This is a genomic window from Vibrio bivalvicida (assembly GCF_001399455.2).
In the GTDB taxonomy this organism is placed as follows: Bacteria; Pseudomonadota; Gammaproteobacteria; order Enterobacterales; family Vibrionaceae; genus Vibrio; species Vibrio bivalvicida.
Genome location: NZ_LLEI02000006.1, coordinates 81,968 through 96,988 on the forward strand (window position 1 = coordinate 81,968; position 15,021 = coordinate 96,988).

General features: G+C 43.3%; 16 protein-coding genes. 13 read left to right on the forward strand and 3 right to left on the reverse strand.

The genetic code is table 11. The features are described from left to right. Positions 1 to 46: 46 nt before the first annotated feature. Positions 47 to 271 (reverse strand): hypothetical protein, encoded by a 225-nt coding sequence (locus tag APB76_RS00385; RefSeq protein ID WP_049845206.1) that lies wholly within the window; start codon positions 269 to 271, stop codon positions 47 to 49. A 349-nt stretch (positions 272 to 620) separates the two neighbouring features. Here APB76_RS00385 and APB76_RS00390 point away from each other — a divergent pair, with 349 nt between their 5' ends. The 5 genes from APB76_RS00390 to APB76_RS00410 all read left to right on the forward strand — a co-directional run bounded on the left by APB76_RS00390 (position 621) and on the right by APB76_RS00410 (position 5,318). Beyond that, positions 621 to 2,240 carry an ATP-binding protein gene (locus tag APB76_RS00390; RefSeq protein WP_054963025.1) on the forward strand — a complete coding sequence of 540 codons (1,620 nt, stop codon included), beginning with the start codon at positions 621 to 623 and terminating at the stop codon, positions 2,238 to 2,240. Beyond that, a complete protein-coding gene (locus tag APB76_RS00395; RefSeq protein ID WP_054963026.1) occupies positions 2,237 to 2,923 on the forward strand; it encodes a response regulator in 687 nt (228 codons plus the stop codon). The genes APB76_RS00390 and APB76_RS00395 overlap by 4 nt, the downstream gene beginning before the upstream one ends. A gap of 81 nt (positions 2,924 to 3,004) precedes the next feature. Next, positions 3,005 to 3,766: a substrate-binding periplasmic protein gene (locus APB76_RS00400; RefSeq protein ID WP_049845209.1), complete on the forward strand. Its 762-nt coding sequence runs from the start codon at positions 3,005 to 3,007 to the stop codon at positions 3,764 to 3,766. Positions 3,767 to 3,775: 9 nt separating this feature from the next. Further along, on the forward strand, positions 3,776 to 4,582 hold the full coding sequence (locus APB76_RS00405; RefSeq protein WP_049845210.1) for a hypothetical protein: 807 nt from the start codon (positions 3,776 to 3,778) through the stop codon (positions 4,580 to 4,582). A 73-nt stretch (positions 4,583 to 4,655) separates the two neighbouring features. Next, positions 4,656 to 5,318 (forward strand): DUF2726 domain-containing protein, encoded by a 663-nt coding sequence (locus APB76_RS00410; protein WP_049845211.1) that lies wholly within the window; start codon positions 4,656 to 4,658, stop codon positions 5,316 to 5,318. A 3-nt stretch (positions 5,319 to 5,321) separates the two neighbouring features. On the opposite strand, the gene APB76_RS00415 is transcribed toward APB76_RS00410, so the two are convergent. Then, positions 5,322 to 6,365 (reverse strand): GGDEF domain-containing protein, encoded by a 1,044-nt coding sequence (locus APB76_RS00415; protein WP_054963027.1) that lies wholly within the window; start codon positions 6,363 to 6,365, stop codon positions 5,322 to 5,324. Between the two features lie 497 nt (positions 6,366 to 6,862). Here APB76_RS00415 and nirB point away from each other — a divergent pair, with 497 nt between their 5' ends. From nirB to APB76_RS00450, 7 genes are all read left to right on the forward strand, one after another. Next, positions 6,863 to 9,421: a nitrite reductase large subunit NirB gene (gene nirB, locus APB76_RS00420; protein ID WP_054963028.1), complete on the forward strand. Its 2,559-nt coding sequence runs from the start codon at positions 6,863 to 6,865 to the stop codon at positions 9,419 to 9,421. Between the two features lie 14 nt (positions 9,422 to 9,435). Then, complete coding sequence (gene nirD, locus APB76_RS00425) at positions 9,436 to 9,759, forward strand: nitrite reductase small subunit NirD (RefSeq protein ID WP_004745192.1); 324 nt, start codon at positions 9,436 to 9,438, stop codon at positions 9,757 to 9,759. Between the two features lie 262 nt (positions 9,760 to 10,021). Next, positions 10,022 to 10,870 carry a formate/nitrite transporter family protein gene (locus tag APB76_RS00430; protein ID WP_054963029.1) on the forward strand — a complete coding sequence of 283 codons (849 nt, stop codon included), beginning with the start codon at positions 10,022 to 10,024 and terminating at the stop codon, positions 10,868 to 10,870. A 139-nt stretch (positions 10,871 to 11,009) separates the two neighbouring features. Beyond that, positions 11,010 to 11,768: a uroporphyrinogen-III C-methyltransferase gene (cobA, locus tag APB76_RS00435; RefSeq protein ID WP_054963030.1), complete on the forward strand. Its 759-nt coding sequence runs from the start codon at positions 11,010 to 11,012 to the stop codon at positions 11,766 to 11,768. A 131-nt stretch (positions 11,769 to 11,899) separates the two neighbouring features. After that, positions 11,900 to 12,376 carry a LabA-like NYN domain-containing protein gene (locus APB76_RS00440; protein ID WP_054963031.1) on the forward strand — a complete coding sequence of 159 codons (477 nt, stop codon included), beginning with the start codon at positions 11,900 to 11,902 and terminating at the stop codon, positions 12,374 to 12,376. A gap of 78 nt (positions 12,377 to 12,454) precedes the next feature. After that, a complete protein-coding gene (locus APB76_RS00445) occupies positions 12,455 to 13,354 on the forward strand; it encodes a hypothetical protein (RefSeq protein WP_049845217.1) in 900 nt (299 codons plus the stop codon). A gap of 306 nt (positions 13,355 to 13,660) precedes the next feature. Continuing rightward, positions 13,661 to 13,864, forward strand: coding sequence for a hypothetical protein (locus APB76_RS00450; RefSeq protein WP_054963032.1), 204 nt, complete (start codon positions 13,661 to 13,663; stop codon positions 13,862 to 13,864). A 67-nt stretch (positions 13,865 to 13,931) separates the two neighbouring features. On the opposite strand, the gene APB76_RS00455 is transcribed toward APB76_RS00450, so the two are convergent. Next, the gene (locus APB76_RS00455; protein WP_054963033.1) at positions 13,932 to 14,132 is read right to left on the reverse strand and encodes a DUF2986 domain-containing protein; all 201 of its coding nucleotides are present in this window, start codon (positions 14,130 to 14,132) and stop codon (positions 13,932 to 13,934) included. 154 nt (positions 14,133 to 14,286) lie between these two features. On the opposite strand from APB76_RS00455, the gene APB76_RS00460 reads away from it, so the two are divergent. Beyond that, positions 14,287 to 15,009 (forward strand): response regulator, encoded by a 723-nt coding sequence (locus tag APB76_RS00460; protein ID WP_049845220.1) that lies wholly within the window; start codon positions 14,287 to 14,289, stop codon positions 15,007 to 15,009. Positions 15,010 to 15,021 lie beyond the last annotated feature (12 nt).

Here is a 15,021-nt window from a genome sequence, read left to right on the forward strand (position 1 = left end):
AGAGGGAAGCTCAGTGGCTTCCCTCTTTGGTGTATTCAAAGCATAATTATTTCATGCCCGAGCATATGAATTCAGCACGCCACAAAAGCCGTTGTGTTTCTTTCATGTTGATCAACACTTCTTGACCAGACATTTGCGGGAATGCATGTAGCACTGTAACATCCTCGCTTTCTTCAGACTTTTGGTAAGCCCTTACGTGCGTAAAAGTACTTGATAGGTTATTCGACAGCATACCCTTAGATAAACAAATACCGAAAACGTCCCGTTTCATCGTATTTCCCTCTGACAATTAGGCTGCCAAATTATTATGTATTTGTTATATCGAGTTTGGCAGTCAGTTTAAACGTTTCTACACATTTCTCTGTGTTCACTAATTATACGAAATTTACGACTATTTAGTACAAAAAATAATCTAAATTTAGTGTGATCAATGTCGAGTATTCTACTGGTTTTATATGTGGATTTTCTAACTAGATCTAAAAGTAATCGTTTGCAGAATAAGCAGTGGTCGCGTAATAACCGACGGGAATAAATTAATTTTGTAAGCTTCACAGTTTAATCAACAAGCAATCGTGGTGATGTTATACGAATGTTATTCTGCCTTGTGTTAAGGAGAAGGTATGAAATGGAGTAGTATCAGCTTTCGTAAAAGAATGCTGATTATCATGACGCTATCAGGCTTGATTGAACTGTTGATTCTGGTTGCTGCGGGATTCATCTATATTAAACAGGCTCAAGAAGATGAAATGGGGAATCAGGCCCTTGGTGTTGCGTCATTTCTTGCTAAGTCTCCTTATGTCATTAGTACCATTGAAAACGGTGTCGATGATGAGAGCCAACAACGTTACCGAAGTTTAACTCACCTGATTGGCGCCGCGTTTATTGTAATTGGCGACAAAAACGGGATTCGTTTGGTGCACCCGTTGGATGAGCGCATTGGTAAGCCAATGAAAGGTGGTGATAACGAGCGTGCCCTGATTGGTGGCGAAGCGTATATATCGGTTGCTGAAGGTTCGCTAGGTTACTCCGTACGTGGCAAAACGGCCGTGTTCAACGACCAAGGTGACATCATAGGTGTTGTTTCCGTTGGTTATTTGCTAGACCGCCTGCAGGATCGAATAGAGCCCTTTATCATTTTCCTCGTGTTGATGACATTTGTTGTCGTTGGCGCAAATGCGATCGTATCTAGCTATGCTTCACGCCGATTTCAAAGAGCCATTTTAGGCTTTGAACCTGAAGAGATAGGGCGTCTTTACGTAGAGCTTGATGTGACTCTAGAGACGCTCAAAGAAGGGATCATTACCATAGATGACCAAGGTAAGTTGCGTTCGATTAACCGCAGTGCTTGTCAAATTCTAAACTTGAGCAAGGAGCAAAGTCTCGCTCGCCCTCTCAGTGAGATTCTACCAGAAAGCGATCTGCATACTGTTATTTCAACTGCTCGCACCGATCACGATATCAACCTTTATTTAAACAATCAGCGTTTAATTGCCAACAGAAGCCCGATCATTGTTGATGGTAAGGTAGTGGGTGCGGTATCGAGTTTCCGACGACGAGATGACCTTACAGAGCTGACAGAACAGCTAGCGAAAACGAAAGAGTATGCCGAAATGCTTCGTTCGCAAACTCATGAACACCGAAACAAACTAAACACTATCAGCGGCATGGTGCAAATGGGAGAACTTGAAGCAGTTCAGTATCTCATAGGCCAAGAAACAGAGCACTATCAGGTATTAATTGAATTTTTGAGAGAGACGATAAAAGAGCCTTTGATTGCGGGAATGCTACTCGGAAAAACGGAGCGAGCACGTGAGTTGGGTATACAGTTAGTAGTTGAAGAGGGTTCGCGTCTGGAACCATTGCCAAAGCGTATAAATCCTGAAGATTTGGTGACGATACTAGGCAATTTGATCGATAACGCTTTTGATGCCACTAGAGAGGCAATTATGGGCGACCCACTGTTTCCATCCGTCCGGAGAGTCGTTGAAGTTTCGATAAGCGATTATGGCAACGAAGTGATACTAGAAGTTGTGGATCAAGGCTGCGGCTTGCCTGACAACATCAGTACAGCCGCATTGGTTGAACGAGGTGTTTCGAGTAAGGACGCATCAACGCGTGGTGTAGGCTTGTTTCTAATCCATCAGCTTGCAACTCGTTACCTTGGTGAGCTAGAGATGACGAATAACAAAAATCATGGTGCAAGAATGACAGTGTATCTACCTAAGGATGAACAGATATGACGAGAGTAACTCGGGTAATGATCATTGAAGATGATCTCGCCATTGCTCAATTGCATCAACGTTATCTGGAGCAGATAGGCTGCTATGAAGTGATAGGTATCGCGACCAGCAAACTTGAGGCAAACATACAACTAGACATACTTCAACCCGATCTACTGTTGTTAGACGTTTACCTTCCAGATGGTACAGGCTTGGAAATACTGCAAGATCTCCGGAGTAACAACCTAAGTTGCGACGTGATCTTGATCACCGCGGCGAGAGATGTTGATACTTTGCAACAGGCAATGCGAGGTGGGGTCGTTGACTATTTACTTAAACCCGTCGTTTTTCCTCGCTTAGAAGCTGCTTTAGAAAAGTATGTACATCAAAAGCAACAACTTACTCATGCCAACGACTTAGATCAAAATATCGTTGATAAAATGCTACAAGCCCCTAGCACAAGTGAATCGTCAAAAAAACGGTTACCCAAGGGTATAGACGGCGTAACTCTAGATAAGATCAAGGCATTGTTTGTTGATAAGCGAGACTTAACTGCTGACGAAGCGGGAGAGCAGATTGGCGCAAGTCGAACGACAGCTCGCCGCTATTTAGAATACCTTATCAGCACTGGTGAACTTGAAGCCGACCTAAACTATGGTTCGGTAGGTCGTCCGGAAAGGACTTACCGGAAAGCTGTTAATTAATCTATCTAATTAGCTAGACGGAATTGTGTACGACCTCTACATTTGTTTATAGGCTATAAACTAATGACTTGAGGTCGTCTTATGCGACTTTTAATATTATTTTTACTCAGTTATGGCTCATTTTTACAAGTTTCTCATAGTGTAGAACTAAATGAACTGAGCTATCTGACGGAACAGTATCCCCCCTATAATTTTGACCAAGGAGAAGGTGTCGAAGGCATAGCTATAGATGTGCTTAGGTCTGCGAGTGAGCAAGCTAAGAGTCAGGTCAAACTAGAGTCAATCCAAGTACAGCCTTGGCCGAGAGCGTATCGAAGTGCCTTGATTAAACCAGACACCGTCCTATTTTCAACGACGAGAACTCAGCTTAGAGAACATATCTTCCAATGGGCTGGGCCGATCAGCAAAACTCGAATTGTGGTATTGGCTAAGAAAAGTAGAAATATCACTGTTAGCCAGCCTATGGCTCTTGCCCAATATCGTATCGGCGTTATTCGCGATGATGTGGGTGAACAACTACTATTGGAATTGGGAGTTCCAAGAGATTCTATGGTTGAAAGCTCAGTACCAGAGACACTCGCCAACCAATTTGTCAAAGATCGCATAGACTTATGGGCGTATGAAGAAAATGTTGCTAAATGGTGGCTTAAACGCGGTGGTTACAATACTGATGAGTATGAAGCGGTCTATGTACTGAGTGAAGGAGACCTCTATTTTGCATTTAATTTAGAAACAAACAGTGATTTGGTTCAGCAACTTCAGCAGGGTATCGATACCATCAAACAAACTATCGGAGAGAGTGGAAGAACTTTGTATCAAGAGATAGTGGCTAACTATAAATAAGGAGGAGGGATGAGATTTCTGAGTCTATTGCTATTTGTCTTAGCTAGTCAAACTTTTGCCAAACAGTCAATTACCCTTAACTTAGCCTCACAGCTTGACGATGGGCATCATTTTTATCATGAGCTTCTATTTGAAGCGCTCACTAAACAAGGTTATAAAGTAACAATTACCGTCCCTAGTGAACACATACCGCAAAAGCGGGTAATTAGGATGGTTGAAAGCGGCCAACTGAGCCTTACGTGGCTGCTCGCGACGCCTGAAAGAGACCAAAAATACCTTGCAGTCAATGTTCCCCTTACCAACGGGCTTATCGGCAAGCGCGTTATGCTCATTCCTCCCGCGCTTCAAGCAAGACTCAAGGGTATTAATACGCTCAAAGATCTACAGAGTTCCAAGCTGGTGGCAGGCTTGGGCGTCAACTGGTTTGATGTTGATGTGTGGAAACAAAATGGATTAAAGGTCTATCAAGAAGATGGCGAGTGGCGAACACTTTACGGAAAACTCAGCACTGCCGGAGATGTAAACTATTTTCCGCGAGGTATGAACGAGATTGGGGCAGAAGCGAAGCAAAATCCACATTTAGCCATCGAGAAAAGACTTCTGCTTGTTTACGACCGTGATTTCAAGTTTTACCTCTCAGCAAATATGGCTAGCTATCAGCCCATTATCGAAAGAGCATTACAAAAAGCCAAAGAGACAGGCTTGATTGATCAACTTGTTAGGAAGCATTGGGGAGAAAGCTTTAATCAAATTAAACCCGATGAAAGAGTCGTCATTAAACTTGAGTTACCGAAACACACATCTCAAAAACGCTAACCGTTTATTGCCCTCTGTGTATAATACCGAATAATCAAAGAATTGAACTCATTTAAGGTAATTTGAAACGCCAATGGAAAGTGTTTTTATTGTTGTCGCCATATTGGTTATTTTTTTTGTTGTGATTCAAAGACGCTATCTTAATCAAGATGAGTTGAAAGACAGTGCTTACAAAAAGAAGGGACCTCTGCTAAATGCCCAAGAATCGGCTTTTTACAACGCTCTAATTACTGCAGTTGGTCAGCACGGTGTGGTAATGAGTAAGGTGAATTTATCCAATGTGGTTACGCCTCTCGCGACGGACAAAAAGCAGTGGTTTATTGCGAGTAATCGCATTTCTAAAAGCTATTTCGACTATGTTGTGTGTGACCCGCGCACCTTAGAGGTGAGAGTTGCGATTGAACTAGATGATGGGAAAGAACTTAACAAAGGCAAAGTCGACAGACAAAAACTACTGATTCATGTAACTAAATCTGCGGGTGTTCCACTGATTGGAGCCAACATTAAACACAGCTATCAAGTGGGTCGCTTACGACGTCTTCTCGCTGCGCACATAGATTTGATTGAACCTGATAAGGAAATTCGTTTTTGTAAACGCTGTGGCAGCCCAATGACGATTAAGACTGCTAGCCAAGGTGAACACAAAGGACGGCGCTTTTTTACTTGTAGCCGTCAACCACATTGTACGTATACAGAAAACTATAATGTGGTTTTTGAAGAAGATAGCGACAGTTAAGAATTAAGAGAAATTCAATGCTGTTTCGGATGGACGGTTGCATACCATGACTTGGTTTCGACCGTTCTGTTTGGCGCGATAAAGTTCTTTATCGGCTTCTTTCAGGACACTTTCTAGGTTGGCATAGTGGTCACACTGATAAACCCCGATACTTGCAGTTAAAGAAATCGGGGCAGACTTGTCATTGAACTCGTAACCTTCAATTGCATTACGAATCTGCTCTGCTTTTTCTTTTGCTGTTCTTACACAGGTATTGTGCAAAGCGATACAAAACTCTTCTCCGCCTATTCTATAGACCAAATGCTCTTCACTTAACCCGTCGATTAGCGCTGCTGTTTGGATTAATACAGTATCACCTACGTCATGGCCGTATTGATCGTTAACGGCTTTGAAAAAGTCTAAATCGAGAATCAAAAGTGAAAGGGGGAGTTTAATGCTTTCATTGCGATAACGCTCAAAATTATGGGTAAGGGCATGACGATTGTACACACCAGTTAACGCATCGCGAGAAGCAAGCTGCCCTAAAGATGCTTCAGAAACTCGTCTTTTTACTTCAAGAACATGGGAAGTGAGCCAAATGGTAATAAAGGCGAGCGAAAAGTTAATGGCAAGTTGAGAATTACCTTCGATTCCGTCATTCCAAAGCCTAGTAGAGATGATTCCTATCTGTGCGATAAACCCGATGCTAGTAGCCAGTACACCTGCACGTCGGCCTAAAATCAAATAGAACATTATCGGAAAAAGGCAGGCCCATATAAAAACACCGAACTCAAGTGGGTACTCATAGGTCGCTAAGCCAGTCACGCCTATCAGGCTAAATACGTAAGCAATAATAAACGGCTTAGAGATGGATTCTTGGTAGGTGTGATAGGCGATATAGAGTGAAAGCAGTCCAAATGCAGTTTCTATATAATGATGCGGGCTGTATTGATCTACAGCTAGATTATAGCCAGTCACACAGGCTGAGATGAATGCTAACAGCGTACTTAGCCAAAACAACACGGCTCGGCGCAATTGCCGAGAAGGATTAAAAATGTCTAGATCCATCCTTGTTGCCTTTGTCTAATAAATGAGAATATGCCAAAGCTTGAATATGAGTCTCATCATATGCTTTTTATAGGTGGAATCAAGGCAATAATTGAATAGAGATCACGCTATTCAAATGAGAGGTTACATAGTACACAACAAGAGTGTGGGATGTTTCTAGTAAGTCGATGAGTTGTATAGGTTTTGCTCATACTGTTTGGATTACGTTATTGATGGGAGTATCCATTCAGAAAAGTAGCCATAAAGACAAGCTTTATCCTAGCGATTTGCGGTCAATATTAGAGATTCTTGCTAGTTGTAAACAGGCGAGTTGAAATGTGACACAAGAATGAGAGGTGATTACCTTAAATGTAACATAATTACATAGATCAAGTGGTTATTTTCTGTTCCTACCCCTTTAGGGTAGTTTAAAACTGTAATTGATTTACATCATGTATTAATTTTCTTTCACAATTAACAATTGGCTCAGATAAAGAACCTAACCCTTAGGAAGTATTATGAGCAAGTTGAAGCTGGTTGTTATCGGTAACGGTATGGTAGGACACCGTTACATTGAAGACCTAGTAGAGAAGGCAGATGCATCCCAGTATGACATTACTGTTTTCTGTGAAGAACCGCGTGTTGCATATGACCGTGTCCACCTCTCTTCTTACTTTTCTCACCACACAGCGGACGAGTTATCTTTGGTTAAAGAAGGTTTCTACGACAAGCATGGTGTAAACATGTTGATTGGTGAGCGTGCGATCAACGTTAACCGTGAGAAACGCATTGTCCATTCTAGTACGGGTCGTGAAATTCAATACGACAAGCTGATCATGGCGACTGGCTCATTCCCATTTGTTCCACCTATTAAGGGCCGTGAAAGTAAAGATTGTTTTGTCTACCGTACCATCGAAGATCTCAAAGCGATCGAAGCTTGTGCGAAAAAGAGCAAAATCGGTGTGGTCATCGGTGGTGGTCTTTTAGGTCTTGAAGCCGCTGGTGCACTTAAAGCACTCGGTGTTGAGACTCACGTTGTTGAGTTTGCGCCTAAGCTAATGGCTGAACAGCTCGATCAAGCGGGTGGTAATCAACTGCGCCAAAAAATCGAGAGTATGGGTGTTAAGGTTCACACCAGTAAAAACACACTTGAAATCGCTCCTGAGGGTAAAGAAGCACGTAACGTGATGCGATTTGCTGATGGTACTGAGCTAGAGACAGACTTCATCGTATTCTCTGCGGGTATTCGTCCACAAGACAAGCTTGCTCGTGACATGCAGCTAGACGTTGCGCCACGCGGTGGTATCGCTATTAACGACTTCTGTCAGACTTCTGATGAGAACATCTATGCTATTGGTGAGTGTGCTTCTTGGAATGAAACCTTCTACGGGCTAGTAGCGCCAGGTTACAAAATGGCGACGGTAGCGGTTGACCACATTGTGGGTAACGACAGCAAGTTCGAAGGTGCTGACATGTCTGCCAAGCTTAAGCTGCTAGGTGTAAAAGTTGGCTCTATCGGTGACGCTAACGGTCGTACTCCTGGTTGTAAGAGCTACGTTTACCAGAACGAAGAGCAGGAAGTATACAAACGCTTAATCGTATCTGAAGACAATAAGAAGCTTCTTGGCGCGGTAATGGTAGGCGATACCTCTGACTACGGCGATCTTCTTCAGCTTATGCTTAACGAAATTGACCTACCAGAACACCCAGATGCACTTATCCTACCTGCGCACGCGGGTGCTGAGAAACCTACTTTAGGTGCCGATGCTCTGCCAGATTCTGCGGTTATCTGTTCTTGTTTTGATGTAACTAAAGGCAAAATCGCTGAAGCCGTTGCACAAGGTCACCACACGATTGGCGACATCAAAGCAGTAACCGGTGCGGGCACGGGTTGTGGGGGTTGTATCCCACTTGTCACGTCAGTGCTAAACGCTGAGCTTGAAAAAGCAGGCGTTGAAGTTAAAGCGGATGTATGTGAGCACTTTGCTTACTCTCGCCAAGAGCTTTTCCATCTAGTACGTATTGGCGAAATCAAATCGTATGAAGAATTGCTAGAGAAACACGGTAAAGGTTACGGCTGTGAAGTGTGTAAGCCTCTAGCAGGCTCTATCCTTGCGTCCTGCTGGGGTGACCATATTCTGAAGCCATCTCTGGTTAAACTGCACGATACCAACGATAACTTCTTAGGTAACATGCAAAAAGATGGTACCTACTCTGTGATTCCACGTATGGCGGGTGGCGAAGTAACGCCACAAGCGCTAGCAGTACTGGCTGATGTAGCAGCAGAATACAACCTGTACACCAAGATCACAGGTGCACAGCGTATCGGCCTGTTCGGCGCTCAAAAAGACGATCTTCCAGCCATCTGGAAGAAACTGGTTGCAGCAGGTTACGAGACTGGTCAGGCATACGCGAAAGCACTGCGCATGGCGAAGACCTGTGTAGGTTCAACTTGGTGTCGTTACGGCGTTCAAGATTCGGTTGGCCTTGGTGTGATGATTGAGAATCGCTACAAAGGCATTCGTACTCCTCATAAGATGAAGTTTGGTGTTTCTGGCTGTACTCGTGAGTGTGCAGAAGCGCAAGGTAAAGACTTGGGCATTATCGCTACTGATGCAGGTTGGAACATGTACGTATGTGGTAATGGCGGTATGAAGCCACGCCACGCGACACTGCTTGCTGGTGATCTAGACCAAGAAACCCTAATCAAATACATCGACCGCTTCATGATGTTCTATATCCGTACGGCTGCGCCACTGCAGCGTACTTCTGTATGGTTCGAGAACCTAGAAGGCGGCATCGACTACCTACGTGAAGTGATCATCGAAGACAAACTGGGTATCAATGATCAACTAGAAGCCGACGTTGCCAAGCTAGTGGAAGAGTTCCGCTGCGAATGGACGGATACCATCAACGACGAAACGCAGCTAAAACGCTTTGCTCATTTCATTAACTCAGACGAGCGTGACGATAACGTTATGTTTGTGACTGATGGTCGTGAGCAGCATCGCCCGGCAACATTCACAGAAAAACATCCTGAAGCGAAAGGCGACATCCTTCACGTAGAAGTGGTTTAAGGGGAGAAGACAACATGGCATTTACAAAAGTTTGCAACATCGAAGACATCATCCCAGGCACTGGCGTAGTCGCATTATTTGAGGGTGAGCAAGTGGCTATCTTCCGCCCACGAGCGACTGAAGAAGTGTTTGCAATCAACAACATGGACCCATTTTTTCAGTCAAATGTACTGTCACGTGGCCTGATTGTTGAACACGATGAGCAACTATGGGTAGCAAGCCCACTGAAGAAGCAACGCTTTAACCTAGCAACCGGTGTGTGTATGGAAGATGAACGTATGAGCGTGAAATCATACAAAGCACGCGTTGCAAAAGGTAAGGTTGAAATCGCGGCTTAAACGTTCGTTTAAATGTACTTTCATAGCCAAAATAGTTGTTGTTGCAGCTAGGCGACAAGGCGATTCATCCCTATGAGTATAGGTGTTTTATGTGATTAGGGTGAAGAGGTGCAGGCAACAACGCTGCGGCAACAAATATGAAGGCTATGGAGATTAAATAGCTTAAAGGTTCGTTGTTTCTCAGTTGGGGAACAGAGAAACAGCGAGTCTTTCACTATTCAATTTCAACTTTTAACTTTCAATTTTGGATAAGGACACATTCATGTCTACAGACTTTAAACCTGCTGAATTCGTGCAAACTATGATTAACGTTGGCGAAGCAAAGACTAAAACGAGCGCTCGTGACCTGCTTCTTCGCGGTACAATGGCTGGTATCATCTTATCGCTTGCTGTGGTTGTTGCGATTACAACAATCGTACAAACCGGTGTAGGCGTTGTTGGTGCATTGGTTTTCCCAGTGGGCTTTGTCATCCTATCCGCCATGGGCTATGACCTAGTGACAGGTGTTTTTGGTCTTGCTCCTCTGGCAAAATTCGAAGGCCGTCCGGGTATCACATGGAACAGAGTATTCCGCTGCTGGGGTCTTGTTGGCCTTGGTAACCTTATTGGTTCACTGATTGTTGCGTATCTAGTGGCTATTTCTCTAACAGGTAACTTCTCACTTGAGTTGAACGCGGTTGCGAAGAAATTCATCGCTGTTTCAACCGCTCGTAGTGCAGGTTTTGAAGCGATGGGCATGGACGGATGGATCACCTGTTTCGTACGTGGCATCTTCTGTAACCTAATGGTTTGTTTAGGTGTGATTGGTAACATGACGGCACGTACGGTTGCTGGTCGAGTAGCAATGATGTGGTTCCCAATCTTCATCTTCTTTGCACTTGTATTCGAGCACACAGTAGTAAACATGTTCCTATTCCCACTAGGTATGATTTTAGGTGCGGACTTTGGTATCGCGACTTGGTTGAACTTCAACCTTATCCCAACCATCCTAGGTAACATCGTTGGTGGTTTGATCATGACATGTATTCCGCTATACCTGACTCACGCGAAAACAGCCCCTTCTCTAAGCGATGAAGAAGAAGTTAATGCGAAACCAGTACTAGCGAAATAATGATTTACAGCCCCACGTTGTCGCGTGGGGCTCCTAACCATCAAATACAGTCTTGATTTGAATATAAAAAGTAGTCATTCATTTTCGTAGTCGTTGAGTACTACTCTTTATATCCAAATTTAAGTTGATAGGCATAGCTATGAGCATGACTCCCATCTCTCCATCAAACCTTGGTTTTGTTTCATTAGTTGGTGCAGGGCCAGGCGACCCAGACCTACTAACCGTCAAAGGCTATCGAGTGATTCAACAAGCAGAAGTTGTGGTCTATGACCGTCTGGTCTCCCCCGAGATTCTTGCGTTAGCCAATAACGATGCTGAGATGATTTATGTGGGAAAAAAGTTAGATTTTCACTGTGTTCCTCAAGACCAAATTAATCAGATTCTGGTTGAGAAAGCACAGCAAGGCAAAAAGGTTGTCCGTCTAAAAGGCGGAGACTCGTTTATATTTGGTCGTGGTGGAGAAGAGTTAGAAGAGCTTGCCGAACATGGCATTCGCTTTGAAGTGGTCCCTGGTATAACCGCAGCTGCTGGAGCGACGGCTTATGCGGGGATTCCATTGACGCATCGGGACCACGCGCAAAGTGTTCAGTTCATTACGGGTCATGTGCAGAAAGATGGCCGTGAAATAGAATGGCACTCTTTAGCTCAGTCCAATAACACACTCGTGTTTTACATGGGCCTAAAGCAAAGCGGCTATATTACCGAAAAATTGCTAGAAACAGGCCTAGATTCGAATATGCCATGCGCCATTATTGAAAATGGCACCCGATGTGAACAAAGGGTGTTTACAGGGGCGCTGAAAGAATTGCCAAACATGGCAAAAGAGGCGTTGAGCCCTGCGTTAATTGTTGTTGGAAGCGTGACATCACTGCACAATAAATTGAAGTGGTTTCATTGAACACTATCCAACCCTGTTTGTTAACGAATTAGACCAGATATCATACTTGAAGTGATTCAGGTCTTTTTGTTTTGGTGTATTTTTCGCGTTGTTCTGATACAGTCTCGGCGTCGAAATTAAGGTAATCAATCATGGAAAAAATCGCGATTTTTGTCGATGTACAGAACATCTATTACACCACTAGAGATAAGTATCGAGCGAATTTTGATTACAACCAGTTTTGGTACATCGCGACTGAGGGTCAGCAGTTGTTAGAAGCCAATGCCTATGCGATTGCCTCTCATGATCCTAAGCAGCGTCAATTTCACCATATCCTACGTGGTATCGGCTTTAACGTTAAGCTTAAACCTTATATTCAGCGACATGATGGTAGCTCAAAAGGGGATTGGGACGTAGGGATTGCCTTAGACGTCTATGAAGCGGCCTCAAAGGTTGATCGCGTCATACTTCTCTCCGGTGATGGAGATTTTGAGATGTTAGTCGACCGAATCCAAAAACGCTTTGATACTAGAGTCGATGTCTATGGTGTGCCTGGTTTGACCGCTCAGTCATTGATCGATGTTTGTGATAGATTCATTCCGATTGAAAAGACACTATTGTTGAGGTAGGCAAATAAAACAATAAGCCAGACTTTCAACTCTTAATGTTATGATTCATTCGAAGTGTTTAAGTAATCAAGGAATTACATGTTTAATACTGCTGATGATATCACCATTTCGGTGTCTGAAGAGAAGATAAACATGCTAGATGAGCTGCTGAATAACATTGATGCTGAGATGGCGATCTCTATGTCGTGTGCCCGGCGTGCTCAAGGTATGTCTATTGCTGAACTACAGCAACGTCTAGAAGGTCTGAATGCTTCAACATTAAGACGTTACATGCAGCAGAGCTATCGATCGATGCGCCCAATCCATGTCGTTGCTGCCCTGTCATGGATAATGATGGTTCCAATGACGAGCTTTTACCATGCAGTTAAGCTACGAGAACATTATCGTGGAATGGATGACAAAGGGATAGAGGCTCTGTTTTGTATTGGTCGCTTACCAGAACAACAGTTTGAATTGTATTTGGATCTCATTGCATCTTTGATGAGCTCAACGACAAGAAATGAATTTGAACGTTTTCGACGAGAAACCACAGCTCTTGTAGATCCTGAAATACGCTATGATGATTTGTTTGCACCTAAAACTCTCGATATGAACGCTTTTGCGATTGACTATTATCGTTCGATCGCGATAACTGTGAAGCGTTTTCGCCGTACACACCAAATCTCCATTAATACGATGGCCCGAGTCCTAGGTCTGTCTGAGAAACAGTACATTCAGTTAGAAGATGTTTACAAAGTACGAGACTACTCTGTGGCAATAGGCTTTAGAGTCAAGCTAGGATTTAATCTGAGCTCACATGTTAACTTTACCTGCGAAATGCGACAGTTTCCGCAATTTCACCAATTGCGACAAATGCAGCATGTCCGAGACTCATTGATGATCGAGGCGTTAAGAAATTTAGATGGAGAGCGAAAAATTCGCGCGGTAGAAATACTGACTCCTTTATCGAAAATATACACCAGAAATGTGACTCATTAACGCGGAGTGAAAATTGGCAAATCAGTTTGTACACTCTCTTGATCTTTATTTTGGGTATTAATATTCTTATTTTGACTCTCATCGCATCAGGCTTTCGTTTTCTTTTAACTCATGCTTTATTAGGTAATTATCAGCGACCTAAATTTTAAGCTTTGTAATTGAGCCAGTTTTATACGAGACCTAGCAATTGCGATTGAAACAATAAATACAGGGTTATCTTGAACGAGCCGTTTTGGATTTTCACATCAGTAGTGTGGAAGGAGCTGTTCGGGAGGGATCCAGCGTAGTGTTATGGCTAGGAATATAATGAACAACAATAGGTTAGAACAACATTTGGCAGATGCAGATCAGCCAGTTAAAGATTTTATGGCTGAGCTGTTAGAGACGCTTGGAAAGAAAGTGTCTGCTAATAAAGACCCGAAACTGGCGTTAAGTTACTTTGGGGCCCAGCTAGAAATTAAACTGGTTTCATTTGATGGTATGGTCGCTACCTCTAATCACAACGAATAAACACACTGAATATAAAAAAGCGCCACTTGTTATTACGAGTAGCGCTTTTTTATCTGAAAATCGGTATTTATTGGTCTGAGGCAGTACTATCTAATTCTTCTACAGTAGCACTAGCTACATCGATTGCCTTTTGATTTTGCTCTTCCGCTTCTAACTTAGCTCGCTCTGCTTTCGAGATGTAGCGAGGCTTATTGCTTTTGTGCAACTTAGCATTGGTCTTTTTTTGTTTTGCTTTCAGGATCTGGTTGATCTTTTTCTTACGGTTCATGGTACTGCTCAGTAACAAACGGGAAGCGCATCCTAACAGAAAAGCCGCATGCTTGCACCGGACAAAAAGCCCAGTAACTCCCCTTGAGTTGCAGAAATTGGAAGTAGGATGAGATAGAATCGATGATATGTAGTCATACCATACTTTAATTTATATGCAAAATTCTGTGAATCAGACTCTATTTATTGTCGAAGATGACGCTAAGCTTCGTCAGATGCTGTGCGAGTATTTTCTTTCCCAAGATTTCGATGTCACAACTTTTGAAGAGGGTGAAAACGCAATCAATGCTATCGTAGAAAAGCAACCTGATATTGTTCTGCTTGATCTAATGCTACCTGGAATTGACGGTCTGACAATTTGTAGACAGATCCGACCAAACTACTCGGGTAAAGTGCTGATGCTGACAGCAAGTGATGATGATTTTGATCATGTAGCGGCGCTCGAAATTGGTGCAGATGATTTTGTGACTAAGCCAATCAAACCCCGGGTTTTATTAGCTCGAATGCGAATGCTGCTAAGAAGAGGCGGTTCGAACACACCGTCATCAGTTCAGGCGCCCAATTCGAAGGTGCTGGAATTTGATCAATTGAAGTTGAATGATGCACGAAAGGTTTGCGAATTGGCAGGTAAGGTGATCTCTATGTCTGATAGCGAATTTGATTTGCTTTGGGCTCTGGCATGTTCTCCTGACGAAGTGTTATCTCGTGACCAACTTACTAAGACGCTAAGAGGCATTGAATATGATGGCCTTGATAGAACCGTTGACAACAAGATTGTAAGCCTACGTAAGAAGCTTGGCGATACATCCACAACACCAAAACGCATCATCACCGTTAGAGGGAAAGGGTACCTATTTGTCCCTGATACCTGGCAATAGTAATTAATCTAA

Bases quoted from the DNA above. Each gene is read 5' to 3' on its own strand.
- APB76_RS00385 (WP_049845206.1), bottom strand. From the start codon at position 271: ATGAAACGGGACGTTTTCGGTATTTGTTTATCTAAGGGTATGCTGTCG.
- APB76_RS00390 (WP_054963025.1), top strand. From the start codon at position 621: ATGAAATGGAGTAGTATCAGCTTTCGTAAAAGAATGCTGATTATCATG.
- APB76_RS00395 (WP_054963026.1), top strand. From the start codon at position 2,237: ATGACGAGAGTAACTCGGGTAATGATCATTGAAGATGATCTCGCCATT.
- APB76_RS00400 (WP_049845209.1), top strand. From the start codon at position 3,005: ATGCGACTTTTAATATTATTTTTACTCAGTTATGGCTCATTTTTACAA.
- APB76_RS00405 (WP_049845210.1), top strand. From the start codon at position 3,776: ATGAGATTTCTGAGTCTATTGCTATTTGTCTTAGCTAGTCAAACTTTT.
- APB76_RS00410 (WP_049845211.1), top strand. From the start codon at position 4,656: ATGGAAAGTGTTTTTATTGTTGTCGCCATATTGGTTATTTTTTTTGTT.
- APB76_RS00415 (WP_054963027.1), bottom strand. From the start codon at position 6,365: ATGGATCTAGACATTTTTAATCCTTCTCGGCAATTGCGCCGAGCCGTG.
- nirB (WP_054963028.1), top strand. From the start codon at position 6,863: ATGAGCAAGTTGAAGCTGGTTGTTATCGGTAACGGTATGGTAGGACAC.
- nirD (WP_004745192.1), top strand. From the start codon at position 9,436: ATGGCATTTACAAAAGTTTGCAACATCGAAGACATCATCCCAGGCACT.
- APB76_RS00430 (WP_054963029.1), top strand. From the start codon at position 10,022: ATGTCTACAGACTTTAAACCTGCTGAATTCGTGCAAACTATGATTAAC.
- cobA (WP_054963030.1), top strand. From the start codon at position 11,010: ATGAGCATGACTCCCATCTCTCCATCAAACCTTGGTTTTGTTTCATTA.
- APB76_RS00440 (WP_054963031.1), top strand. From the start codon at position 11,900: ATGGAAAAAATCGCGATTTTTGTCGATGTACAGAACATCTATTACACC.
- APB76_RS00445 (WP_049845217.1), top strand. From the start codon at position 12,455: ATGTTTAATACTGCTGATGATATCACCATTTCGGTGTCTGAAGAGAAG.
- APB76_RS00450 (WP_054963032.1), top strand. From the start codon at position 13,661: ATGAACAACAATAGGTTAGAACAACATTTGGCAGATGCAGATCAGCCA.
- APB76_RS00455 (WP_054963033.1), bottom strand. From the start codon at position 14,132: ATGAACCGTAAGAAAAAGATCAACCAGATCCTGAAAGCAAAACAAAAA.
- APB76_RS00460 (WP_049845220.1), top strand. From the start codon at position 14,287: ATGCAAAATTCTGTGAATCAGACTCTATTTATTGTCGAAGATGACGCT.